The sequence below is a fragment of the Variibacter gotjawalensis genome (genome assembly GCF_002355335.1).
GTDB classification, from domain to species: Bacteria; Pseudomonadota; Alphaproteobacteria; order Rhizobiales; family Xanthobacteraceae; genus Variibacter; species Variibacter gotjawalensis.
This window is the reverse complement of sequence record NZ_AP014946.1, coordinates 2,044,195-2,066,045: the sequence shown is the minus strand read 5'-3', so window position 1 is coordinate 2,066,045 and position 21,851 is coordinate 2,044,195. Positions and strand designations below refer to the sequence as shown.

General features: G+C 60.1%; 22 protein-coding genes and 2 pseudogenes. 10 read left to right on the top strand and 14 right to left on the bottom strand.

What is annotated here, in order from left to right:
- Nucleotides 1-14 precede the first annotated feature (14 nt).
- The 7 genes from GJW30_RS23010 to GJW30_RS10005 form a co-directional block, all read right to left on the bottom strand.
- Nucleotides 15-743: an enolase C-terminal domain-like protein gene (locus GJW30_RS23010; RefSeq protein WP_245408718.1), complete on the bottom strand. Its 729-nt coding sequence runs from the start codon at nucleotides 741-743 to the stop codon at nucleotides 15-17.
- Nucleotides 744-1,199: 456 nt separating this feature from the next.
- Nucleotides 1,200-2,558 (bottom strand): aminotransferase family protein, encoded by a 1,359-nt coding sequence (locus tag GJW30_RS10030; RefSeq protein ID WP_096354882.1) that lies wholly within the window; start codon nucleotides 2,556-2,558, stop codon nucleotides 1,200-1,202.
- Nucleotides 2,559-2,630: 72 nt separating this feature from the next.
- Complete coding sequence (locus tag GJW30_RS10025; RefSeq protein ID WP_096358764.1) at nucleotides 2,631-3,863, bottom strand: M20 family metallo-hydrolase; 1,233 nt, start codon at nucleotides 3,861-3,863, stop codon at nucleotides 2,631-2,633.
- 41 nt (nucleotides 3,864-3,904) lie between these two features.
- Entirely contained in the window at nucleotides 3,905-4,717 is an 813-nt protein-coding gene (locus GJW30_RS10020) for a FadR/GntR family transcriptional regulator (protein ID WP_096354879.1), read from the bottom strand.
- Between the two features lie 234 nt (nucleotides 4,718-4,951).
- The gene (locus tag GJW30_RS10015; RefSeq protein WP_245408744.1) at nucleotides 4,952-5,650 is read right to left on the bottom strand and encodes a glutathione S-transferase family protein; all 699 of its coding nucleotides are present in this window, start codon (nucleotides 5,648-5,650) and stop codon (nucleotides 4,952-4,954) included.
- Between the two features lie 5 nt (nucleotides 5,651-5,655).
- Nucleotides 5,656-6,432: a 2-keto-4-pentenoate hydratase gene (locus GJW30_RS10010; RefSeq protein ID WP_157746724.1), complete on the bottom strand. Its 777-nt coding sequence runs from the start codon at nucleotides 6,430-6,432 to the stop codon at nucleotides 5,656-5,658.
- Between the two features lie 23 nt (nucleotides 6,433-6,455).
- The gene (locus GJW30_RS10005; protein WP_430727126.1) at nucleotides 6,456-8,603 is read right to left on the bottom strand and encodes a molybdopterin-containing oxidoreductase family protein; all 2,148 of its coding nucleotides are present in this window, start codon (nucleotides 8,601-8,603) and stop codon (nucleotides 6,456-6,458) included.
- A gap of 159 nt (nucleotides 8,604-8,762) precedes the next feature.
- On the opposite strand from GJW30_RS10005, the pseudogene GJW30_RS23275 reads away from it, so the two are divergent.
- From GJW30_RS23275 to GJW30_RS09990, 4 genes and pseudogenes are all read left to right on the top strand, one after another.
- Nucleotides 8,763-9,074 (top strand): annotated as a pseudogene (locus GJW30_RS23275) (hypothetical protein); the annotation flags it as partial.
- Complete coding sequence (locus GJW30_RS22635; RefSeq protein WP_130364877.1) at nucleotides 9,075-9,287, top strand: helix-turn-helix domain-containing protein; 213 nt, start codon at nucleotides 9,075-9,077, stop codon at nucleotides 9,285-9,287.
- Between the two features lie 204 nt (nucleotides 9,288-9,491).
- Entirely contained in the window at nucleotides 9,492-10,478 is a 987-nt protein-coding gene (locus GJW30_RS09995; protein WP_096354864.1) for a Bug family tripartite tricarboxylate transporter substrate binding protein, read from the top strand.
- 47 nt (nucleotides 10,479-10,525) lie between these two features.
- Complete coding sequence (locus GJW30_RS09990) at nucleotides 10,526-10,798, top strand: hypothetical protein (RefSeq protein ID WP_130364875.1); 273 nt, start codon at nucleotides 10,526-10,528, stop codon at nucleotides 10,796-10,798.
- Between the two features lie 53 nt (nucleotides 10,799-10,851).
- On the opposite strand, the gene GJW30_RS09985 is transcribed toward GJW30_RS09990, so the two are convergent.
- The gene (locus GJW30_RS09985; RefSeq protein WP_096354858.1) at nucleotides 10,852-11,817 is read right to left on the bottom strand and encodes a Bug family tripartite tricarboxylate transporter substrate binding protein; all 966 of its coding nucleotides are present in this window, start codon (nucleotides 11,815-11,817) and stop codon (nucleotides 10,852-10,854) included.
- Between the two features lie 121 nt (nucleotides 11,818-11,938).
- Between GJW30_RS09985 and GJW30_RS09980 the strand changes: the two genes are divergently transcribed.
- Nucleotides 11,939-12,535, top strand: a complete 597-nt coding sequence (locus GJW30_RS09980) for an amino acid synthesis family protein (RefSeq protein WP_197703785.1) — start codon at nucleotides 11,939-11,941, stop codon at nucleotides 12,533-12,535.
- Nucleotides 12,536-12,634: 99 nt separating this feature from the next.
- On the opposite strand, the gene GJW30_RS09975 is transcribed toward GJW30_RS09980, so the two are convergent.
- Complete coding sequence (locus GJW30_RS09975; protein ID WP_245408716.1) at nucleotides 12,635-13,303, bottom strand: LysR family substrate-binding domain-containing protein; 669 nt, start codon at nucleotides 13,301-13,303, stop codon at nucleotides 12,635-12,637.
- A gap of 87 nt (nucleotides 13,304-13,390) precedes the next feature.
- Nucleotides 13,391-13,513 (bottom strand): annotated as a pseudogene (locus tag GJW30_RS23215) (LysR family transcriptional regulator); the annotation flags it as partial.
- A gap of 92 nt (nucleotides 13,514-13,605) precedes the next feature.
- Here GJW30_RS23215 and GJW30_RS09970 point away from each other — a divergent pair.
- Genes GJW30_RS09970 through GJW30_RS09950 form a run of 5 tightly spaced genes read left to right on the top strand, consistent with a single transcriptional unit; the run spans nucleotide 13,606 to nucleotide 18,505 of the window.
- Complete coding sequence (locus tag GJW30_RS09970; RefSeq protein WP_096354852.1) at nucleotides 13,606-14,586, top strand: Bug family tripartite tricarboxylate transporter substrate binding protein; 981 nt, start codon at nucleotides 13,606-13,608, stop codon at nucleotides 14,584-14,586.
- Between the two features lie 5 nt (nucleotides 14,587-14,591).
- A complete protein-coding gene (locus GJW30_RS09965) occupies nucleotides 14,592-15,827 on the top strand; it encodes a CaiB/BaiF CoA transferase family protein (protein ID WP_197703784.1) in 1,236 nt (411 codons plus the stop codon).
- Nucleotides 15,828-15,848: 21 nt separating this feature from the next.
- Nucleotides 15,849-16,637 (top strand): enoyl-CoA hydratase/isomerase family protein, encoded by a 789-nt coding sequence (locus GJW30_RS09960; protein WP_096354848.1) that lies wholly within the window; start codon nucleotides 15,849-15,851, stop codon nucleotides 16,635-16,637.
- Between the two features lie 59 nt (nucleotides 16,638-16,696).
- Entirely contained in the window at nucleotides 16,697-17,497 is an 801-nt protein-coding gene (locus tag GJW30_RS09955) for an SDR family oxidoreductase (RefSeq protein WP_096354845.1), read from the top strand.
- Nucleotides 17,498-17,524: 27 nt separating this feature from the next.
- On the top strand, nucleotides 17,525-18,505 hold the full coding sequence (locus GJW30_RS09950) for a Bug family tripartite tricarboxylate transporter substrate binding protein (RefSeq protein ID WP_096354842.1): 981 nt from the start codon (nucleotides 17,525-17,527) through the stop codon (nucleotides 18,503-18,505).
- Nucleotides 18,506-18,562: 57 nt separating this feature from the next.
- Here GJW30_RS09950 and GJW30_RS09945 read toward each other — a convergent pair whose 3' ends face one another.
- The 4 genes from GJW30_RS09945 to GJW30_RS09930 are packed head-to-tail and all read right to left on the bottom strand — an operon-like array spanning nucleotide 18,563 to nucleotide 21,851.
- Nucleotides 18,563-19,261 carry an ABC transporter ATP-binding protein gene (locus tag GJW30_RS09945; protein ID WP_165391647.1) on the bottom strand — a complete coding sequence of 233 codons (699 nt, stop codon included), beginning with the start codon at nucleotides 19,259-19,261 and terminating at the stop codon, nucleotides 18,563-18,565.
- Nucleotides 19,245-20,036 carry an ABC transporter ATP-binding protein gene (locus GJW30_RS09940; RefSeq protein ID WP_197703783.1) on the bottom strand — a complete coding sequence of 264 codons (792 nt, stop codon included), beginning with the start codon at nucleotides 20,034-20,036 and terminating at the stop codon, nucleotides 19,245-19,247. Before GJW30_RS09940 ends, GJW30_RS09945 begins: the two co-directional genes overlap by 17 nt.
- Nucleotides 20,033-20,980 (bottom strand): branched-chain amino acid ABC transporter permease, encoded by a 948-nt coding sequence (locus GJW30_RS09935; protein ID WP_096354837.1) that lies wholly within the window; start codon nucleotides 20,978-20,980, stop codon nucleotides 20,033-20,035. The genes GJW30_RS09940 and GJW30_RS09935 overlap by 4 nt, the downstream gene beginning before the upstream one ends.
- A gap of 4 nt (nucleotides 20,981-20,984) precedes the next feature.
- Entirely contained in the window at nucleotides 20,985-21,851 is an 867-nt protein-coding gene (locus GJW30_RS09930) for a branched-chain amino acid ABC transporter permease (protein WP_096354834.1), read from the bottom strand.

Genomic DNA, 21,851 nt, shown 5'->3' with positions numbered 1-21,851 from the left:
GCGTCTTAGATCACTTACGCGAGCAGCGACTTGATGTGCGGTGCGAGGTCCGGCTTCTCTTCAAGCCCAAAACCCGGCGCAGACGACGGCGCCACCATGCCGCCGGAAATCGCACAAGACGGCGTGTAACCGCCGAAAGGAGAGAAAACACCCGGATAGGCCTCGGAGCCACCGAGCCCCAGGCCGACGACTATGTGCAGTGCGATCATGTGGCCGCCGTGCGGATGCAAGGCTTCGCGCGAGAAACCTGCTTGCTCCATCACACCAATCATCCGCGCAAACTCGCCGATGCCGTAGCTGAGACCCGGATCCATCTGGAATAGGTCGCGTCCGGCACGCATCCCGCCGAAACGAACGAGATTGACGACATCGCGCACGGAGAAAAGGTTCTCGCCGGTCGCGAGCGCGTGCGGATATTCCTCGGCCAACGCGCGCATCAAATCGTAGTCAAGCGGATCGCCAGGCTCTTCGTACCAGCGAAGACCGTAGTCCCGCATGGCTCTGCCGTACTCGAGGGCCGTCGGAATATCGAAACGGCCGTTGGCGTCGACAGCTAGGTCAGCAGCGTTGCCGACAATCTGCAAAGCGGCGTCGATGCGCGATATGTCCTCGCTTAGCGCCGCGCCACCGATCTTCATCTTGAAACGCGTATATCCGGCATCCCTATATTGCTTGAGTTCATCTTGGAGCCTGCCCTGACTGTCCTCGGGATAGTAGTAGCCCCCGGCTGCATATACCGGCATCGCAGCTATCGGCGTGACGCCATGCGCTCGCGCGATTGTCGCATATGCCGGCTCATCGCTAAGTTTTGCGTTCGCATCCCATAACGCAAGTTCGATAGCCGCAACCGCATGCGCTCGATCGCCGTGCCCGCCTGGCTTCTCATTCCGCATCAGTATGCTGAATGCTTTGGCAGTATCGAAAGCACGCCCATCCGGCGTGAGTAAGTCGCTCGGCGCGGCCGCCAAAAGTCGTGGGATGAAACGTTCTCGCAAAAGGCCCGACTGCGCAAAGCGACCGATCGAGTCGAAGGCAATCCCAACGACAGGTTGCCCATTGCGCACGACATCTGTGGTGACTGCAACGAGCGATATCGTGTGCTCAGCGAAATTGACGACTGAGTTCTTGATATCGGCCTTGAGCCGAATTGAACTTTCGCGGACGTCAACAATTCGCACGTCTTGCTCCCCTTGCGCCGATCATGCGTCGATCGATCTCAAGCCGACCTCTAGCGCGTGAACACCCGCTGTCACATCATTCGCCGTGACGTTCAGCGGAGGATAGAAATGCGCACTGAGATTGGTACGATCCCGCCCGATCCGGGCGAGTACGCCGGCATCATAAGCATTCTTGCGAACACGGCGCACCGCTGCATCCGGATCCGCCACATCTGAAATGTCGCAGACAACGCTGGACAAAAGCCCGATCACCGAGATTTCGCGCGTTCGCCCGACGGCCTGCTTCAGCCGTGAAAGTTCGTCCTTCAGCACACCTTCCATCGTTGCGGCATTTTCAACGAGGCGCTCGTCTTCCATGATGTCTAGCGCCGCCATCGCGGCGGCGCATCCGACCGGATGGCCGGCGTAAGTGTTGAGATGGAGCAGCGGTTGCTTGGCGAAGACTTCCTCAACCTGCCGTGAGACTGCGACCGCACCCATCGGCACGTAGCCGCTGGTCAAACCTTTCGCGTAGCTGACGATGTCGCCACGAACCCCGAAGTGTTCCGCGCCAAACATGCGTCCTGTACGGCCAAAGCCACAGACGACCTCGTCAATGATGAGCAGCAGGCCGAAGCTGTCGCAAAGGGAGCGAAGGCCAGTGAAGTATTCGGCCGTTGGAATTTTCACGGCCTGCGGAATAGCGATCGGCTCAGCAATGATAGCTGCGATAGTTTCCGGCCCTTCCGCCTCGATCAGAGCCTGCGTTTCGGCGAGCGACTGACGCCACCATTCGGCGCGATCGCGTCCTGGCACGTCGCCTCCTGGAAAAGGCGCCGGCGCTTGAATGAAGTCCGCCGGCATCGGGCCAAAGTCTGTCTTGAAACCCGCCATGCCGGCGGCAGCCGACGTTGCAATCGTCGAGCCATGATAAGAGCCGAGACGCGAAATGATCTTCGTGCGGCTCGGCGCGCCACGCCGCACGTGATATTGCCGCGCGATCTTGAAGGCGAGTTCGTTGGACTCGCTTCCACTGCCCGTGAACGAGAAAATGGGATCGTCACACTGCACGAGCGGGGCCAAGCGCTCTGCTAACTCAGCGGCGTAGCCATGCGACACGCCACCGTCGAGAGCGATGAATTCGAGCGTGCGCGTCTGTTCTGCCATACGATCGGCGATCTCTGGCCGACTATGTCCCACCTGGCACGCGCCGAGATGCGTGCCAGCGTCGAGGATCCTATGGCCGTCAGAGTCGACGACATAAGGACCGTCGCCGCGGACGATCATCTTCGGATAGATCGAGGGGAACTCGCTCTCAAGCTTGTTGAAATCAGCGAGAAAGTGGCGAACGCGCTTTTTAGCGAGGTCACGCGTTCCCTGCCCGGGCTCAACGATCGTCATCAGCCGCCTACTTCACAAAACATCAATATGTTTTATCTTATGCGCCACTGAAGTACCGAGGCAATAGCTGTTTTAGTACTTCGCGTCGGCAAAGCGCGTCGCTGCAAGCAGCACATCTGCGCCCGCTGCAATGTCCTCGTCGGATGCGAATTCCGCCTCGTTGTGGCTGATGCCGTCGCGGCATGGGATGAAAATCATCGCGGATGGCGCAATGCGCGCCATGTTCCAGGCGTCATGCCCCGCGCGACTGGGCAGCGAGAGCTGTTTGTACCCCAGCGTTTGCGAAGCGTCCGCTATTGCCGAGCGTAAGGCCTCATCGAAAGCCACGGCCTTATAATTCCATAGCGGCCGAAACGTGACTTCGACATCGCTTCGGCCTGCAATTAAGCGGAAGTTCGCTTCGAGTTCCACTTGCAGCAGATCGATCGCAGCTTGCTCCGGATGGCGGATATCCAGCGTCATCTCGACGCGGCCCGGCACGACACTATGGGAGTTCGACGGAACGGACAGTCGGCCGATCGTGACCCGAGCGTCCGGCTTATGCGCCAACCCAATCTTGCGTGCCGCCAAGATCATCTCAGCAGCCGCAACAAGTGCATCACGGCGCCGCTCCATCGGCAACGGGCCCGCATGCGTATCCTCGCCAACGATCTCGACCATCGTGTCGCGGATCCCCACGACGCCCGAGACGGCACCGATCGTGGCACCCGCATCCTGCAGTACTGTGCCCTGCTCGATGTGCAGTTCGATGTAGGCTGCGACAGGACCGCCAACAGGTTCCGCACCCGCATAGCCGATCCGCTTGAGTTCAGTGCTCACCGACACGCCCGATACGTCGGTGCAGCCGAGCGCAAAGTCGAGTTCTTTGATGCCGGCGTAGACACCAGAGGCCATGAGAGGGGGACTAAACCTGGCACCCTCCTCATTCGTCCAGTTGACGAGATCGATCGGATGGCGCGTCGCCACGTCGTGATCATCAAGCGTTCGTAAGACCTCGAGCGCGGTCAACACTCCGGCTGGACCGTCGAAGCGCCCTGCCATCGGTTGACTGTCCAGATGACTGCCGATCACGACCGGAGCCAATCCCGCGTCGGTTCCCGCGCGCCGTGCAAACATGCTCCCCATGCGGTCGACTCGTAACGTATAGCCGGACTCGTCGCACCAGGTCTTGAGCAGGTCGCGCGCCTCCCAATCCGCATCGCTCAGTGCGAGGCGGTGAACGCCGCCGCGTTTCGTGGCGCCGATCGCGGATATCTGGTCGAACGTCTCGCGAAGACGGTGGCGGTTGACCTTGATGCTCTCCATGATCATCTCCGGCGTTAGGCCACCAGCCTATCGTCAAAATGTCAACGGTCTTTATGTTTCGGTGTCAGCTTCGCTTTGCGACTTCGACGGCGGGACGCGTAGCGCTTCGCGACGGCAGCCTCCAACGGCGACAGGTGCTCATCAATCGCGTTCTCGATACGAGCAGCTCTTCCGGACTGGATCGCATCGAGCGTCTGCCGATGCAGCTTAATTACAAAGTCCACGTCTTCGGTCGAAAGAAAGTACGACTTCATGTCGACGAATAGACGCTCGAGGATCTGGTACTGGTAGAGTGCTAGCACGGCGTTGCGTCCCGCTCGGCCAAGGGCGTAGTGAAAGAGATGATCGTAACGGATGCGGACTTGCGGACTGCTCCACCGGTTCTGCTCGAGCTGTACGATTGAGTTCTCCAAAATCTGAAAATCGGAAGCCGTTGCGCGTTCGGCCGCCAGCAATGCGATTTGAAGCTCGATAGGCCTTCGGGCTTCAACCACCTCCAGCGCAGTCATATGAGCGAGCGGCGCCGTCATCGCTGCAATCTTGTCGGAGACATCGTTACGACCGACCGTGAGCCCGCCTTTGATGCCTCGCTGGACAATCACCGTTCCATCGGCGGCCAAAACCTTAAGCGCCGCGCCGATGACCGGCTTGCTCACACCCATCAAACGCGACAGGGCCTCAATGTTCGGTAAGCGCTCACCCAGCGCGTAGGCCCCGGCCAAAATCGCGAACGCCAGCTGCTGTACGACTTCAAGGTGCGCTCGGACGCCCGAAATGGGATGGAATTGCCAAGTCGGAACCTCCGCCTCCTTTGTTTTGCGGTTCGCGACGCGGCTTCTGCTGGGGGTGCTCATCGATATTTTCCAAACGTCTAAAGCGACAGCTTAGCCAGGCTGCCGCTTCAACGACAGTAGCTGGAGCAAGTCCGCAATTGCGGCTTAAGAGCTCCGGTCATGCACTGTGGGAAGGTCTTAGCGCCACAGCTTGTTGCCGTGGAGATTGTACTCGTTCGTGGAAGTAGTCGATCCTCAAACGAGATCACCGGTGCGGCGCACCGGCAAATCAGGTCAGCAAACGTCTCGGCGCTTTCAGCCAAGCCCCGCGACAGGACCACAAAAAGTGATCCCCTCTCGCGCTAAGACGCGGTGCACGATGGCGGATCGCGACAGCGCTTCCGTTACGCGCCAGCAGTTCGGATAGTTGTGCGTGGCGTCGTCAAGCCGCTGACCCCAGCGGCCAAGGACGAAGAGATAGAAATCTGCGACGGACGGCTTTGACCCCAGCAGCCATTCGCCATCACCAAGCGCGCTGTCAAGATGACTGAAAACTCTCGTCAACCGCGTTACCGCTTGTCGCTTGATAGAAGCGTGAGCCACAGGGTCATCGGAGAAACGCTCCGGCCGCCAGAGCATTTGGAACGAAGGATGTGCGGTCGATGCCATGAACGAGAGAAGGCGATGCAGTTCATCGCGATAATGGCCTTGACGAGGGCCTAATTCAGCTTTCGGAAAGCGATCCGTGATGTGCAGCAACACAGCGAGACTTTCAGTGATGATGGCGCCGTCTGACGTTTCCAGCGCCGGCACAGTTGGCACTGCGACCTTCGCGCGGAATTGCGGCGTAGGAAACGTGTCGCGTGGCATCATGACGACGCGAACCTGATCCTCGATTGCTGGCTCAGCCGCGACCACCCATTCCAACGCGATGTGACTTGCAAGGGAGCACGCGCCCGGCAATGCGTACAGCGTCACCCCTGCCCTGCGCGCCGATTGTTCAGCCAACGCCACGTCGTTCAAGTGATCTGGACCGAGATCGACCCAATGTCCGACAGATCGTATCGATAGGCAGTTGGCCCTTGTGGGAATCTAGTTTTGACAAGGCTACCTGTGAGGACAATCTCGCCTTTGCGCAATCGCTTGCCGCGCCCGGCAAGATGCTCGCACAGCCACGCTAACGAATTCACCGGATCCCCCAGAACATCTTCGCCGCTTCCGCGATCGACCAGCGTGCCGTTCTCAAAAATCTTGCCCTCAAGATCACGCAACGACGACGGCATGGACTGAAAGTCTGAGAGGACGGCGCCAGCATTCCAAGAATTGTCGCAGATCAAGGAAAGCACATCCAGCTTTGCGTAGTCGGCATTGCGATCATCAACCAGTTCGATCGCGGCGCAGACGCCATCGATCGCGGCGACAATTTCATCGACCGAACAAGACTTGTTGCGCCCGTCGAGATCGCGCCCAAGCCTTAGACCTATTTCGAACTCGAGTCCTACCCGGCCGAAGTCCGCCCTCGCGACCGTTGCACCGGACGCATGCACGCGTTGTTTCAGCACGCGCCCACCAATCGGCTGCGCGATGCCGCACATGGCCTGCATCTGATGCGACGTCAGACCGATCTTATAGCCGACGGATTCGCCGTTGCTCTTCGTGAGCCGCGCGACGAGTTGCTCCTGCACCGAATACGCTTTGGCAATGTCATCGACGCCGTTTTCCGCAGCGAATGAAACGAACCGTGCGCGCGCTTCATGCGCCTGAAGCAGATTGTCGGCAATTGCATTAAGGTCCATTTGGGCTCTCCGAGCTTGAGCGCTCATGTTTCTTCTCGTTCTGACAATGCCGCATCAGTCAGAAGTTCCAACCGACACGCAAGCCCTCTTGTGTCTGCAGAACCGCTGGCGCGATCCCACCGTGATCCGTAAGGCAGTGCATGATTGATGTTCACATCACGGGCGCCGAAATGCGGAGCTGGCGCTTCCGGCAGCCACCAGCCTACGCCGGTCGTCAGGACGCCAGGCAACGTATCGTCTGTAATCTTTGCCTTCAAACGGCAGGACCCAGAGCCGCCCGCAACTTCTACGACGATCCATACATTGTCGGAGATGCCGTAGTCCTCCGCTGTCTTCGGATGGATGTAGACGATCGGATCAGGCGAAACCTTGCGTGCCCACGCCTGTTCTCTAAAACGAGAATGGTGATAACTCTTCTCACGCAGTCCCGTCTGTAGCACCAGCGGATAGATAGCCTGAATGTCCGGCGTCGTGTGCCGATATGAAGGCGGAATGTAGTTCGGCAGAGGATCATGACCGACTGATGCCATCGTCTCTGAATAGAGCTCGATCTTTCCAGTCGGTGTCGCGAATGGCTTGCTGTGAAAATTCCGCTGCTCGAAGGGGAAGGTGTAGAATCCGGTTTTCTTGAGCAGATCGATGTCAACTTCGCTATCGGCGAGCAGGAAGCGGTTGAACTCGGCTTGGCTTCGCCACGGCAGAAACCGCTCGTCGGCATCGCCGTCTGCAGCCAGCCGCTCGATAAGTCCCCGCGCGATCTCGATGTCAGACTTGACGTCTCCGTTCGGCCTTCCTGCAGCGGCCGTGAATGTGACGCATGGACCGCCTTGATGGATATGAACTTGCTCTTCTTCCAGAGTCGTCGTCTTCGGCAGGACGATGTCTGCCCACGCAGCGGTCGGCGTCATCGTGTGCGCTGCAACTACGACATGATCTAGGCTCTTCAAAGCATCGATTGTTCGCTTCGTATCCGGATAAGTGACCGCGATGTTGACGCCGCTCATGTAGAGCGCTTTGATCGGATATGGGTTGCCTGTAAGGATGGCTTCGATCACCGATGGGTTGTGACACGCCATCTGAAATCCGAGAGGGCCGGACCAGAGCGGAAATTTCGCTGCGCCGATGCGCTGTTCTTCAACGTCTGCCGGCAATCGAAATGCCGAGTCGAAGAGGATATCGAAATATGTTCTGAAACCTGGCGGTTTCTTTGACCGTCTGTTGCCGCCGATGCGATCGACGTTGCCGCTGATCCCAATCAGACACTCATAAGCACGGAAGGTTTGTACTCCGTTGCTCGCAGCGTCGATGCCATGGCCAGTCACGATGCATGAAGGGCCCTCTCCGTAAACTCGCGCCGCCGTAACGATATCGCTTGCTGAGATCCCGGTCTCGCGCTGCGCCCATTCGGGAGTACAAGGCCGCACGCGCTCCGCGAGCGCGTCGAACCCGTGACACCAGTGCTCGACATCTTCACGGCTGTACATATCCTCCGCGATAAGCACATGTGTAAGTGCGAGCGCCAGAGCGCCGTCGGTCCCAGGCGCCGGCCGCAACCAGAGATCCGCAATCTCAACGGCTGGACTTCGAAACGGGTCGATCACGACGATCTTGGCGCCCTTGGCTTTCGCTCGCTTTATGGCCATCCATTGGGGCGGATCCGCAATCGCAGGATTGCGACCTACAATCATAACGCAGTTCGCGTTGTCGATGTCTTCGCCACCTGCGACGTCGAGGCCGGTCATCTTCTGGCTCACCCCACGGCATCCGCCACAGAGATCCTGGTTTATGAGCCAGTTCGGCGATCCTAGCGAGCGCATGAGAAGCGCCATGAACAGGCCGCGACTGAAGAACGCCCCGCTGACCGCGCCGGCGATGGCGAGAGGGCCGTGAGCCGCGCGCACCTTCCGTAGAGCGGCCGCAGTCTCGTCCAATGCGTCGTCCCAGGATATTCTCTCGAAGCGCCCACTACCGCGATCGCCGACGCGGCGCAGAGGTGAGCGGAGCCGGACCGCTTGATCGGTCCACTCACGCGCTCCGCGAATGCCTTTGATGCAGAAAGCCCCGGTAGAAGCTGGATGCGCGGGATTTGGCGCGATCTTCGTCACGCGTTCGTTTTGGACCGTTAACAGCGACCCACAGATTGCACCGCATTCCCAACAGGTGCTCGGCACCACGGTCACGCCTGATTGATGCGATTGCACGACAACCTCTACATATCATTATCCAGGATACATATGAACTATATGTAGTCAATCGTAAGCGCGCGTGTGTGCTGCGATCGCGGTTCTGTGGTATGCGAGCGCTTCTGATAACCCGATCCCGGTTCCTCAATGCCTCACACGCAGCGAAAACGAGCTCCACGCACCACCCGCACTGTGGGGAATACAGGCCTCCTCGATCGAGGCGACGAGCGGCCGTTTCGCGACTTCATGTCCGAGTTTTTCGCCGCAGCGTCGATGCTCCAAAATTTAAGGCGCCGTACGGCAAAAACGTACAGCCTCAAGTCTAGTGAACTCGCAGTCTTAATCGCAGTCTCGAAACTGGAGCCGTCTCCAAGCCTTCGGCAAGTTGCGGACCATTTGCACATTGCCCAGCCGAATGTGACGACAGATATCGGGGGTCTAGTAAGGCGAAATCTTGTAATGAAGACGGCAGATCATTCTGACGGCCGCGCGTGGAAACTCGGCCTGACGGCAAAGGGCGATAGGCTTTGTGCGCAGCTGAGCGACGATCTTCGCGCGGTCAACGATCGATTGTTCTCCGGACTTTCCCGCTCCGAGATGGCGCTCGTCATGCGTATGTTCGAGAAAATCCTGACGGAAGGTAGAACACTAATTAGCGAGGGCGTCGACTGACAACCCCAAGATTGCCGCCTGGCTACGATACGCTCAAGGCTGGCTCTCTGGCCTGGCAAGTAGGAGTGCGCGCTTCTCAACCGGAATTGCGTGCAACAGGTTACGGCGCACGAGACACTAAATGATTGCGAACCGGCCCATTGCTCAAAGGCCGCCAAGCGATGCAAGCTCGCGGCAGTACAAAAAAACGGGAGGCCGACAGCAATGCAAATAGACCGAAGAACGGCGATAGCCGGTCTGGCAAGCGTCGGCGCCACAATTGTCGGCGGTGCTGCCTTTGCTCAAGCGAGCTATCCGAGCGCCAATGTTCGCTTGATCGTCCCGTTTGCGGCCGGCGGAGGTGCCGATACATTCGCCCGACTTTTCTCTGACCGCCTCGGCCGGCTCCTCGGTCAGTCGGTGATCGTGGACAATCGCGGCGGCGGCGGCGGCATCACAGCCGGGCTTGAGGTGAGCCGCGCTCCCGCCGACGGTTACACGCTGATCTTTCATAGCCCGACATCCGGCGTAACCGGTCCCTTGACCAGGCGCACGCGGCCGTTTGATCCGGTCTCCGGCTTTGCTCCGATTTCCATCCTCACGATCTCGCCGCTCGTTCTCGCCGTCAGCAACAAGGCGAAGGTCAACTCGCTGGCCGAGCTCGTCGCCAAGGCTCGCGCCAATCCCGGCAAACTCACATACGGTAGTTCTGGGCTCGGCGGCGTGCCGCATCTGTCGTGTGAATTGCTCAAGATGCGCGCCGGCGGGCTCGACATCGTTCACGCGCCTTATCGCGGCGGCGCACCCGCGATCCAAGATGTCATCGCCGGCAACATCGACTTCATCGTCGATACTCCGCCGCCTTTGCTGCAGCATCACCGAGAAGGCAATCTGAAAATCATCGCGATTCTCGGCGACGGCCGACTAACGCTCGCACCGGAGATTCCGACCGCGCGTGAAGCAGGCTTGGACGTCGTCACGCGCATCATCTACTACATCTCTGCACCACCCGGCACACCGGGCGATCGTTTGAACGTGCTCGCCAAGGCTGCGCGGGAGATCATGTCCAGCGCCGACATGTCGCAGGAGTTGCAGAAGATCGCGTTCACGCCGGTCATCGATTCCGGACCGGAGCACGCGTCGCGTTTCATCGCAGACCAAGTCGCGCTCTGGGAGCCTGTGATCGCCGCAGCCAAGATTCAGATCGAGTAATGCGGGCTCGCGCGACCGCTCTCTACTCACGCAACGTGAAGGCTACTATGCAGACGACGTTCGCAATCATCTCGGCAATCCTGGCCGTCATCGCGGCCGTGACGTGGCATCGCTCCGCGACCATCTGGGTTCCCGCGCCGGCAGGCGTCGACAAAGGTCATGTCCCGGGCCACGGACTTTATGACGACGACTCGAGCGGTCGCCGCTACGACGTGATCGAAACGATCAAAGCGCAGTCGAGATGGAATCGGATTGCTTCCATCTCGGCTGCTGGCGCCGCCGTATTTCACGGCCTCACTTTGCTCCGCTTCGCGCTCTGATCGCGACAGCAAAAGCTTTTGGCGCGACAGCGTCCTGCATGCGCGACGGAGACTCAATCGATGCGCGCGCCGGAGTCTCGCACCAACGCCCCCATTCGCTCAATCTGCTCCCCGAGGAACGTCGCGAACTCGCGCGGCGAGCTGCCGATAATGATCGTTCCTTGATCGTTGAACTGCCTGGACAGCGCCGGATCGGCGAGAGCGACACGCGTTGCGGCCGCGAGCCGCTCGATGATGTCGTTCGGCGTGCCCTTCGGTGCGAAAAGCCCGTTCCAAAGCTGAAACTCGAAGCCTTTGAGCGACTCGTCGATAGTCGAAACGTTCGGCAGACGCGGTGACCTCTGTAAGGTGGTGACCCCCAGCGGCCGAACTTTCCCTGCCTCGATGAACGGCAGGATTTCGACCATCGGCGCGAACACCGCCTGAATGTGTCCGGCCAGAAGATCGTTGTTGGCTTGCGCGCCTCCCTTGTACGGAACGTGAACCCAATCGATCTGCGCGGCCTTCTTGAAAAGCTCGGCTGCCATGTGTTGCGACGTGCCCACTCCCGCGGACCCGTAAGTGACTTGCGGCTTGGCACGGCGCGTATGCTCGATGAATTCGGCGAGAGACTTCGCCGGAAAATCCGCCGCAACAATCAGAACATTCGGTATGGTCGTCAGCTGCGAGATCGGAACGAGGTCGGCTTTGAGATCGAAGCCCATATTCTTGTAGAGGGCTGCGTTGACGGCCATCGTGCTCGTGCTCAAGAGCAGCGTGTAGCCATCCGGTGTGGCGCGGGCGACGGTCGCTGCTCCGATGTTCCCTCCAGCCCCTGCCCGGTTCTCGACGACGATGGTTCGGCCGAGTTCCTTGCTCAGGCGCTCGGCCACGAGTCGAGCCGTGATGTCCGAACTTCCGCCCGCCGCGAACGGAACGACAAGCGTTATGTTCCGCTCCGGCCAAGATGACTGAGAGAATGCGGGCGCGCCGAAGACAGCAACGACGAACGCACCGACAAAGAGGAGCAATCTGAGCATCGACGTCCACTCCCTACTCGATCTTCTTTTGCCGAGATCGATTGTCGTCAGCCTACACGTGCAGCAGAGCTGCAGCTAGAGCCTCTTCCTCACTTGAACCGTAACAACAGAATGCTCCAAGATGCTCGTGGGTCTGCAGTTCTTTTCACTGCGTTTGAACAAGCACAGGGCGACAATGCTGCACATACGCAAAACTGCCATTCTTCGTGAAGATGTCACGGCGGAAATAACTAAAGTCGGCGAGCGGCCTATCGTTCGCGTCGTGGGCTTGGCCGTTATCGAGAATCCATTTGCCGGCCGCTTCGTCGAAGATCTCACCGAACTATTCGAAGCCGGAAAGGCAGTGGGAGAACTATTGATGCCTGATGTCGTACGTCAGCTATCACAAAGCCCGATATCGTATGGCAAGGCGGCAATCGTCGGCACTCACGGCGAGTTCGAGCATGGCGGAGCGTGTATTCATCCCATGCTCGGAAAGCCGATGCGCTCTGCTGTCGGCGGCGGCAAGAACGTGATCCCGTCGAACGTCAAAGTTGGCGCCTGCGGCGTGAGCATCGATGTTCCGCTCGCGCACAAGGATGATCCCTGGTCGTTCGATCATTTCGATACGATGACCGTTGCGATTGCCGATGCCCCCAGGCCCAACGAGATTATGATCATCATGGCGATCGCTGATGGCGGCAGGCTGCATCCGCGGTGTGGCGACGGACCTCGCTGAATCTTTCCAATCGGCAAATCCGTAGTCAAACGCGTTGCTGCACACGAAGCTTCGGGATTTCGAGTTCGCCGCGCCCAAAACCACTCAATCGCATGCTGTTCAGCACAGCGGCACAATGACCTGAAGAGCACGCCGCAAAGCCGGCGAGATGTTGTCCGGATGCCAAACGACGGAAAGCTCGATGTCCGGCGTCGTTCCCGCGATGTTCAAAAATGCGACGCCGGGAAAACCTGCCTTGGCTAGCGATCGCGGTAGAAACGAAACTCCTGCTCCCATCGACACCAGACTGAGTATCGACAGCATATGTCGCGGCTGGTGTGGGATCGTCGGGCTCAGGCCCGCTTCGTGGCAGGCGGAGATGACGCGATCGTAGAAGCGTGGCGACAAATGGCGAACTGGAAGGACGAAATCGTCGTCGCGCAGTTCGGTTAGTCGAATACTGCGGCGCTTAGCGAACCGGTGATGCTCCGGCACGGTTACGACGATCGGATCTCGAAAGACCACTTTCGATTTTAGGTCTTCGCTTTCGGCGGCGAGATAGGCGAAACCGATATCGAGCTTGCCTTCGCGTAGCGCGGCCATCTGTTCCGCCGAGTTCATCTCCTGCCACATCGTCACGATGCCTGGTATGCCGAACGAAAGCTTGGTGTAGAGCGATCGCGCTCGCGTGAAGACGGCCGAAGCCACGAATCCGGCGCGAAGCAAACCCGTTCCACCTCCTTTTGCACGCTGGGCAAGATGCGGCAGCCCGTCCGCATGCGCGAGCAAACGCCGCGCTTCGTCGAGCAATGCTGCTCCGACCTCTGATATCTGCACGGTACGTTTCGTTCGATGGAACAAGACAGCGCCAAGTTCTTCTTCGAGGTTTTTGATGTGCTGCGTCAACGGCGGCTGCGACATGTTCAATCGCTTGGCGGCACGGCTGAAGTTCAACTCGTCGGCCACAGCAATGAAACAGCGGAGCGATCTCAGATTCATCGTAATACGATATTCGAATTAGTCTGATAGCCAAATGATAATTCACAAATAAGACCGACCTGCCTATCCTCTCAAAAAAACGGGAGGATTGGATGCCATTCAACGTCGCACGCTTCGCGCACGTTCTCATTGCCGCATTCGCTGTCGCGTCAGTGTTACCGGCTGCCGCTGAGACATATCCGGATCGTCCGATCAAACTTGTGATCCCGTTTACCCCAGGCGGCGTCACCGACAATGTCGGTCGCCTGGTCGCTGATCGCATGAGCCGCGAGCTCGGCCAGCCCATCATCGTAGAGAACCGCGCAGGCGCGAACGGACGCATCGGCACGGATGTCGTCGCCAAGTCTCCACCTGATGGATATACGCTTTTGCTCGGCAGCGTTGGTGCATTCGCAATCCATCCGCACATGGTGAAGGCGCCTTATGACCCCGTGAACGACTTCATTCCGGTGAGTCTGGTCGCGACCAACGATGTCGTCATCGTGCAGAATCCAAAACTGCCGCCGAAAACCCCGGCCGAGTTCATCGCGTATCTCAAAGAGAACAACGGCAAGCTTCAGTACGGCTCCTCTGGCGTCGGCAGCCCGACGCATCTTGCGACCGAGATGTTTCGCCGACAGATCGGCATCGACATCGTGCACGTCCCGTATCGCGGGGATAGCGCGGCGATCAGCGATGTCGTCGCGGGTGTCGTGAGCTTCAGCTTTTCCACCGTTTCTGCAACCATCTCACTGATCGAGTCCGGCCATTTACGCGCGATTGCGTCTACGGGCCTGCAACGCTCGAAGCGCTTGCCTGACGTGCCGACGCTCGCGGAGTCCGGATTGCCCGGCTTCAACGCGGAGAACTGGGTCGGCATTTTTGCTCCTGCCAAAACACCGGATGCGATCGTCGAGCGCATCTACAAGGCTATCAAGATCGCGCTCGCCGATCCCGAAGTGGAGCGCCGTTTGATCGCAGGCGGAAACACGATCGTCGGTAGCGATACGGCGGGTGCCCGCAAGTTCATCGAGGACGAAAACAAAAAATGGGGCGAGATCGTTCGCGCCGGAAACATCAAGCTGATGGAGTAGCTCGCTTGATCACGCGTCCATTGGAAGGCGTTCGCGTCCTCGACCTCAGTCGCGTCATCGCAGGACCCCTTGCCTGCCAGATGCTGGCCGATCTCGGCGCCGATGTGATCAAAATCGAGCGACCGCAGGTCGGCGATGACACGCGGATGATGGGACCGCATTTCGGCTCTAACGGTCCTCTTACGGATCGTTCCGCGGCGTTCTGGGCGTTCAATCGCGGGAAGCGCTCGGTGGCGATCGACTTCGCGACCGAAGAAGGCGCAGCGCTTGTTCAGAAAATTGCGCTGCAATGCGACGTCATCGTAGAAAATTTCAAGGTCGACACGCTTTCGCGTTACGGCCTCGGCTATCAGAACCTCGCACGTCTTAAACCGAGCATCGTCTACTGCTCGGTCACAGGCTTCGGTCAGACTGGTCCCTATCGGACGCGCGGTGGATACGATCCGGTGATCCAGGCTTTCGGCGGCTTGATGAGCCTGACCGGGGAGCCCGACGAAGCCGGAGGCGGGCCTCAGCGCGCAGGCCTACCGCTCATCGACATTATGACCGGCGTGAATGCGTCGTCAGCGATCCTCGGCGCGCTTCGATTCCGCGAACAAACCGGTGCGGGCCAGTACATCGATATGGCACTGCTCGATGTGATGCTTTCGGCGCTGTCATATGTCGGTGTCGACTACCTAACCTGTGGCCGCATCCAACCGCGCGCTGGAAGCCGCAGCCCCGTCGCCTACCCGAGCGGCGTGTTCGACTGCCGCGACGGACAAGTGATGCTTGTCGTCGGCAACGAGCAGCAGTTCCGCCGCTTCTGCGAGACGCTCGGAGTCCAAGATTTGCTGGACGACAAACGGTTCGTATCGCCGCAGCTGCGCGTTGCGAACCGGCCTATGCTGGACGAGATCATTGTCCCCAGACTAGCCGATCGCTTAGTCGAAGAATGCTTGGCGGCTTTCGAATCTGCCGGCATCCCAGCGGGGCCGATCAACACGCTGCCGGACATCTTCGCGGATTCGCACGTCCGCGCGCGCGGCAATGTCGTTGCGCTCGAGCATCCGCAGGCCGGGCCGATATCGCTGATCGCCTCGCCGCTGCGCCTGGACGGCACGCCTGTGCCGCACGACACACGGCCGCCGATGCTAGCGGAGCACACCGCCGACGTCTTGGGTGACATGGCCGGTCTCTCCGATACCGCTCTCCAAGCACTCGAGGCGAAGCACGTCATCCAGACGCGCCCGCCGCAATGATCCGAACAAAGGGGCTCTAGAATGCCGTTGCTCTATGAGACACGCGGAAACGTCGCGATCCTGACGCTCAGCCGTCCCGACGCGCGCAACGCTTGGGACGAAGACTACAACGAAGGTCTCGAAAAGACGCTCAGCGAGATCGAGAAAGATCATGCGATCCGCTGCGTCGTCCTGACCGGCGACGAGCGCGGCGCCGCTTTCTCTGCCGGCGCGAACCTGTCCGACAAGACGACCCATACGGTGGATTCCGCAGGCGCTTTCATCACCGGCATTCCCGAATGGCGCAAGTTTGTCGCGAACTTGCTGACGGACTTTCCGAAGCCTGTCATCGCGGCCGTCAACGGCTACGCGATCGGCATCGGCTGCATCGCGACCTATTGCTGCGATCTGATCGTCGCGTCGGAGCGGGCGGAATGGCGATTGCCGCAGGTAAGGCTTGGCATCATGCCGGCCTACGGCGGCGCAGTGCGCCTCGCACGCTGGGTCGGCAAAGGAAACGCCATGCGCGCCGCGCTCGGTTATCCGATCACGGCCGCAGAAGCGTATCGCACAGGGCTCGCGCAATGGCTGGTACCACACGATCAGCTGATGGCGCAGGCCATGAGCGTTGCCGAAGACATCGCGGCGCTACCACCGCTGAGTTCCCGCCTGGTCAAGGAGTCGCTCAACAAAGGCCTCGATATTCCGAACATCAAGGATGCCTCGGAGGCAGACGTCTATCGCTTCATGGTGCTCAGCCAAACTGAGGACTCGAAGGAAGCGCACCTGGCTTGGCGCGAGAAGCGTAAACCTGCCGTCTCGGGCCGTTAGCGGCCTTGCAAGTCCCTCTCGGTCGATCCTACGAGAGTTGGAGCAACAAGGGTGCCGGAGTGGATCTCGGGTTGAAGGGCAAAGCTGCTCTTATTTGCGCAGGCAGCAAAGGGCTCGGTCGTGCCTGCGCGGCGGCGCTTGCGCGCGAAGGGGCGGATATCGTTCTCGTCGCACGCGGTATCGAGGCGCTCGAGCAAACCGCCGCCGAATTGCGCACCATGGGCGCCAACGTCGTTCCGGTTTCCGCCGACATCACTACGCCGCATGGCCGCGAAGCCGCTTTGCAAGGAGCTGCGCAACTGGCTTATCGCGAGGCGGCTGCTTTCGACATCGTCGTCACCAATGCGGGCGGCCCCTTACCGCGCGACTTCCGCGAGCTTGAAGTGTCCGATTGGCAGGATGCCCTACTGGCCAACATGCTGACGCCGATCGAGCTGATGCGTGCCACCGTGGATGGCATGGCGCGTCGCGGCTGGGGGCGGATCGTCAACATCACGAGCACCACCGTCAAAGCGCCGAGCACCTATCTGCCGCTATCCAACGGCTCCCGCTCGGGGCTAACCGGCTTCGTCGCGGGCCTCGCGCGGCAAGTCGCGGCGGACGGTGTGACCGTCAACAATCTGTTGCCGGGCACGTTCGAGACCGGCCGCCTGACATCAAACCTCCGCGCGGGCGCCGTTCAGGCCGGCGCGCCACACGAGGATTATGTGCAGAGCCGCCGCGATGCGATCCCGTCGCGTCGCTTCGGTGATCCCGACGAGTTCGGCGCGGCCTGCGCGTTTCTGTGCAGCGTTCACGGCGGATACATCACGGGACAAAATTTGCTGATTGACGGCGGTGCCTATCCTGGGGTGCTCTGAGCGCAGCCACATCAAACGAGAACAAAAATGAAAAACGTGGACCGGAGGATCATCCTCGCTGCAGCGGCCGGCCTGCTGGCCGGGACCGCCGTTCCGAAGAGCGCTGCTGCTCAAGCGTGGCCGAACAAGCCGGTGCGCATCATCTGCCCGTTCGCTCCGGGCGGCGTTACCGATCTCGTCAGCCGGACGATGGCGCAAGGTCTCAGCGCGGAGCTCGGCCAATCTGTCGTTGTCGAGAACCGCGCCGGCGCCAGCGGCATCCCGGGCGCCGAAGCGGTCGCGCGCGCCGAGCCGGATGGCTACACGATCATGATGGGCAATATCTCGACACTCGCGATCAACGCGGCAACATTCGCGAAGCTGCCCTACGATCCCCAGAAAAGCTTCACTCCGATCTCGATGGTCGCACGGCAACCACTGCTTGTCGCCGTCAATCCGAATGTGCCGGCAAAATCGATCGCTGAACTGGTCGCGCTCGGAAAGTCGAAACCGGGCGGATTGAGCTTCGGCTCAGCCGGCGCGTCGCTGCGGCTCGCGACCGAGGCATTCAATCAAGCAACCGGCTTGAAGATGACGCACGTGCCCTACAAAGGCAGCGGGCCCGCAATGACCGATCTTGTAGCCGGACATATTGACGTACTGTTCGACGCCTTCTCGTCGCTCTACCCATTCACGCAAGACGGGAAGCTGCGCGCTCTGGCCATCACGGCGGCGAAGCGATCATCGCTCGCGCCTGATCTCCCTACTCTCGTCGAGCTCGGCATGCCGCAAGTCGATGTCACATCGTGGCAAGCGATCGCCGCACCCGCCGGGCTTCCTGCGCCAATTGCCGCGCGCTTGGTGGACGCTGTGCACAAGGTTCTACGCAATCCTGCAATCCAAGAGCAACTCATCAAACAAGGTGTGGAGCCGATCGCGTCGAGCCCTGAAGAACTCGCCAGCTACGCCGAAAAGGAAATGGAACGTTGGCGGACGGTCGCGCGCGTCGCAGGGATCACGCCGGAGTAAGTTCTGGCAGGCACCTGTCGCTGAGCTTTCAGTGAGAACGCTCGGGTTTAGCCAACCTCAAAGATAAGCCTGTTGCACGGCTGGCATCGTCCGCAACAACTCGGACGCTCCAGACACCGTGATTGCGCCGACTTCCATCACGTAACCGTTCTGAGCGACGTCGAGCGCCAAGCTGACATTTTGCTCCACGATGACGATCGCGACGCCTTCGGCACTGACGCGCCGTACGATAGCGAATATCTCTTCGACCACGCGTGGAGCGAGCCCGAGCGACGGCTCGTCGAGCAGCAAATATGACGGGCGCGCCATCAGAGCGCGCGCAATGGCGAGCATCTGCTGTTCTCCGCCCGACAGCGTGCGCGCGGGCTGTTTTGACCGCTCTCGCAACCGAGGGAAAACGTCCAGCAGTTTCTCGAAATCCTCAAGGCATTCTGCCGTTCCCCGGCGCAAGAAACCGCCGAGCATCAAATTGTCCGCGACGCTCATCGACTTGAAGAGCTCGCGTTGCTCGGCGACCAGCGCGATGCCGCTGCGGAGCGCGCGGTCCGGGCTTTCATTCGCGAGCGGTTTCTGGTCGAGTGTGATGCTACCCGATGTAGCGCGGACCAGCCCGACGATCGATTTCAGCAGCGTCGATTTGCCAGCGCCGTTGGCGCCGAGAATCGCAACAACGGCGCCGCGCGGAACGTCGAGCGAGACCTCGCGCAAAACCTGCTTCTGGCCGTAGCCGGCGCAAAGGTCAGTGATCCGCAGCATGCGCAGCCTTCTCACCGAGATATGCTTCGATCACTTCAGGCGAATTGCGAACTTCGGTCGGCGTACCTTCCGCGATCTTCCGCCCGAAATTGAGCACCGCGATGCGATCCGAAATCGCCATGACGAGCGCCATCACGTGATCGATCACCAGAATGGTCAGGCCAAGTTTGGTCCGCAGCGATATCAAAACGTCGTTGAGCGCCGAGACTTCGGCCGACCGCAATCCGGCGGCAGGCTCGTCGAGCAGCAAAAGCTTCGGCTGCGTGGCGAGTGCACGCGCAATCTCAAGCCGCCGTTGTTTGCCGAACGGCAACGCCGCCGCCGCGGTATCGATATCGTCCGACAGTCCGACCACCCCCAGCAAGCGCTTGGCCTCTTCAAAAACCGCGCGCTCCGTCCGCCGATAACCCGGAAAGTGGAGCGCGCTGCTGAGCAGTCCACCGGCGAGATGACGATCCGCCCCGATCATCACATTCTCTAGCACAGTCATTTCGCCGAACAACTCGGTGTTCTGAAACGTGCGGGCGATCCCGCGTCGATTGATCGCGTGCGGAGCCGATCCATCGATCCGCTGACCCAAGAAGCGCACCGAGCCGCTATTGATCGCCGCAAGGCCCGTCACGGCATTGATGAGCGTGCTCTTCCCGGCACCATTCGGGCCGATCACGGCATGAATCGAACCTTGTTTCACGTTGAGAGAAACACCGTCGAGCGCGACCACGCCGCCGAACCGGACCGAGACTTCATCGATGCTCAACAGCGCTTCGGCCATCATCGCGCGCCCCGCGCCCGCGACGGTACGATGCGCCTCAGCGTCGCCAGCATGCTGACGAGCCCGTTCGGCCGTAACACTATGAAGCCGAGCAACAGCAGCGCAAAGACGAGACCCAGATAAGTCTGAAACGTCTGCAGGAACTCCGGCAATATGATGAAGACCGCGCTCCCGATCAGTGCGCCGATCGGCGACAGCATCCCGCCAACAACCGCGACAGCGAGGAAATACACAGTCTGCGTGATGCCGAATTGGGATGGGTCGAGGTAGGTCGAGAGCAAAGCGAGAAGCGCCCCGCCGATCGCGCCCAGGAAGCCGCTCGCCGCGAAAGCCGCGGCCTTGTAGGCGAGGACATTGATGCCCATCGCTTCTGCTGCCGTCTCGCTCTGCCGGATTGCCGCGAATGTTCTCCCGACCGGCGAAGCGAGGAAGTTGTAAACGATGCAAAACAGCAAAGCGGTTACCGGAACGACGATGTAGTAGAGGCCGCGGCCACTGGTATAGGATATCCCGAACAATTCGAGCGTCGGCATCGCGAGCCCGACTGCACCGCCCGTCACCGACTCCCAGTGGATGAAAGCGAGCTGAACGATCGCCGTGAACGCCATCGTGGCGAGTGCAAGATAATGTCCTGAAACGCGTAGCGTAAGTTGGCCCAAGAGAAAGCCCACTGCCGCGATCACGATCGCTGCAAGCGGGATGCCGGCCCAGATCGGCACGCCGAATTGCGTGTAGATGATCGCCGGAATGTATCCGCCGAGGCCGACGAATGCGGCTTGCGCCAGCGATATCTGTCCTGCGAGGCCCGTAACGATGACGAGGCCGAGCACGGCCAAAGCTGTCGCGGCGATCAGGCAGACTTGGAAAAGCTGGAACTCGGCGAGCACTGCGGGGAGCGCAAAGAACGCTCCGACGCCAACGACCAGCGAGATAATACGCCAGAGCATCGCGCTAAACTTTCTTCAGCGTCAACTCGCCGAACAAGCCTTGCGGCCGCACGAGGATGACACCGATAAGAATCGCGTAGCTGATCATGTCTTTCAGCGCACTCGAGATGTAAGTACCGACCAGCGCCTCGAGGATACCGAGCGCCAGTCCGCCCGCGACGGCGCCCGGCAGACTGTTGAACCCGCCGAGAACCGCGGCCGTGAATCCCTTGATGCCGATCAGCCCCATATCTGGCGACAGCGTGAGCAGCGGCGCGACCAGAATTCCCGCGATCGTCGCAAGAACCGATGCGACGATCCAGATCATCATGAAGACGGTCGAAACATGGATGCCGACAAGGCTAGCGCCAACGCTGTTCTCGCACGCCGCCAGGATCGCTTTGCCGTAGGGCGTGCGATCGAACAGAATGAACAGCACGACAAGGACCGCGATCGCGACACCGATAATCGCGAGGTTTGCCGGGACAACAAGCAGCCCGCCCACATCGACGGCCGTCGAAGACAGGAGGAACGGGAATGGCCAAGCGCTTGGGCCCATGTAGCTACGGAGGAATTCGCGCAGCGCGGTGCCGAGCGCAAGGCTCGCAATGATGCGCGCCAGCAGCGATGCATTTCGCAGCGGCCACATCAGCGCGAAATAGATCGCAGCGCCGAGCGCGACCGAGCCGAGCAGCGCGATGACGACCGCAACATCAAAGCGCAGGCCAACGAAAGCTTGGCCGATCAGCACCAAGTAAGCGCCGAATGTTACCTGGTCGCCGTAACCGAAATGAACGACTCCGGTTCCCTTGTGGATCAGCACGAAGCCGAGCGCGATCAACGCGTAAACCGCGCCCGCCGTTATCGAACTGAGGAGAACCTGAGCCAGCAT

Excerpts from the sequence above, each read along its gene's own strand:
- GJW30_RS09945 (WP_165391647.1), bottom strand. The coding sequence starts at position 19,261 with ATGCTGCGGATCACTGACCTTTGCGCCGGCTACGGCCAGAAGCAGGTT.
- GJW30_RS09950 (WP_096354842.1), top strand. The coding sequence starts at position 17,525 with ATGAAAAACGTGGACCGGAGGATCATCCTCGCTGCAGCGGCCGGCCTG.
- GJW30_RS09990 (WP_130364875.1), top strand. The coding sequence starts at position 10,526 with ATGCAGACGACGTTCGCAATCATCTCGGCAATCCTGGCCGTCATCGCG.
- GJW30_RS23010 (WP_245408718.1), bottom strand. The coding sequence starts at position 743 with ATGCCGGTATATGCAGCCGGGGGCTACTACTATCCCGAGGACAGTCAG.
- GJW30_RS09960 (WP_096354848.1), top strand. The coding sequence starts at position 15,849 with ATGCCGTTGCTCTATGAGACACGCGGAAACGTCGCGATCCTGACGCTC.
- GJW30_RS22635 (WP_130364877.1), top strand. The coding sequence starts at position 9,075 with ATGAAGACGGCAGATCATTCTGACGGCCGCGCGTGGAAACTCGGCCTG.
- GJW30_RS09930 (WP_096354834.1), bottom strand. The coding sequence starts at position 21,851 with ATGCTGGCTCAGGTTCTCCTCAGTTCGATAACGGCGGGCGCGGTTTAC.
- GJW30_RS09995 (WP_096354864.1), top strand. The coding sequence starts at position 9,492 with ATGCAAATAGACCGAAGAACGGCGATAGCCGGTCTGGCAAGCGTCGGC.
- GJW30_RS09940 (WP_197703783.1), bottom strand. The coding sequence starts at position 20,036 with ATGATGGCCGAAGCGCTGTTGAGCATCGATGAAGTCTCGGTCCGGTTC.
- GJW30_RS10025 (WP_096358764.1), bottom strand. The coding sequence starts at position 3,863 with ATGGAGAGCATCAAGGTCAACCGCCACCGTCTTCGCGAGACGTTCGAC.
- GJW30_RS10010 (WP_157746724.1), bottom strand. The coding sequence starts at position 6,432 with ATGGACCTTAATGCAATTGCCGACAATCTGCTTCAGGCGCATGAAGCG.
- GJW30_RS09935 (WP_096354837.1), bottom strand. The coding sequence starts at position 20,980 with ATGCTCTGGCGTATTATCTCGCTGGTCGTTGGCGTCGGAGCGTTCTTT.
- GJW30_RS10020 (WP_096354879.1), bottom strand. The coding sequence starts at position 4,717 with ATGAGCACCCCCAGCAGAAGCCGCGTCGCGAACCGCAAAACAAAGGAG.
- GJW30_RS09970 (WP_096354852.1), top strand. The coding sequence starts at position 13,606 with ATGCCATTCAACGTCGCACGCTTCGCGCACGTTCTCATTGCCGCATTC.
- GJW30_RS09985 (WP_096354858.1), bottom strand. The coding sequence starts at position 11,817 with ATGCTCAGATTGCTCCTCTTTGTCGGTGCGTTCGTCGTTGCTGTCTTC.
- GJW30_RS09980 (WP_197703785.1), top strand. The coding sequence starts at position 11,939 with ATGCTCGTGGGTCTGCAGTTCTTTTCACTGCGTTTGAACAAGCACAGG.
- GJW30_RS10030 (WP_096354882.1), bottom strand. The coding sequence starts at position 2,558 with ATGACGATCGTTGAGCCCGGGCAGGGAACGCGTGACCTCGCTAAAAAG.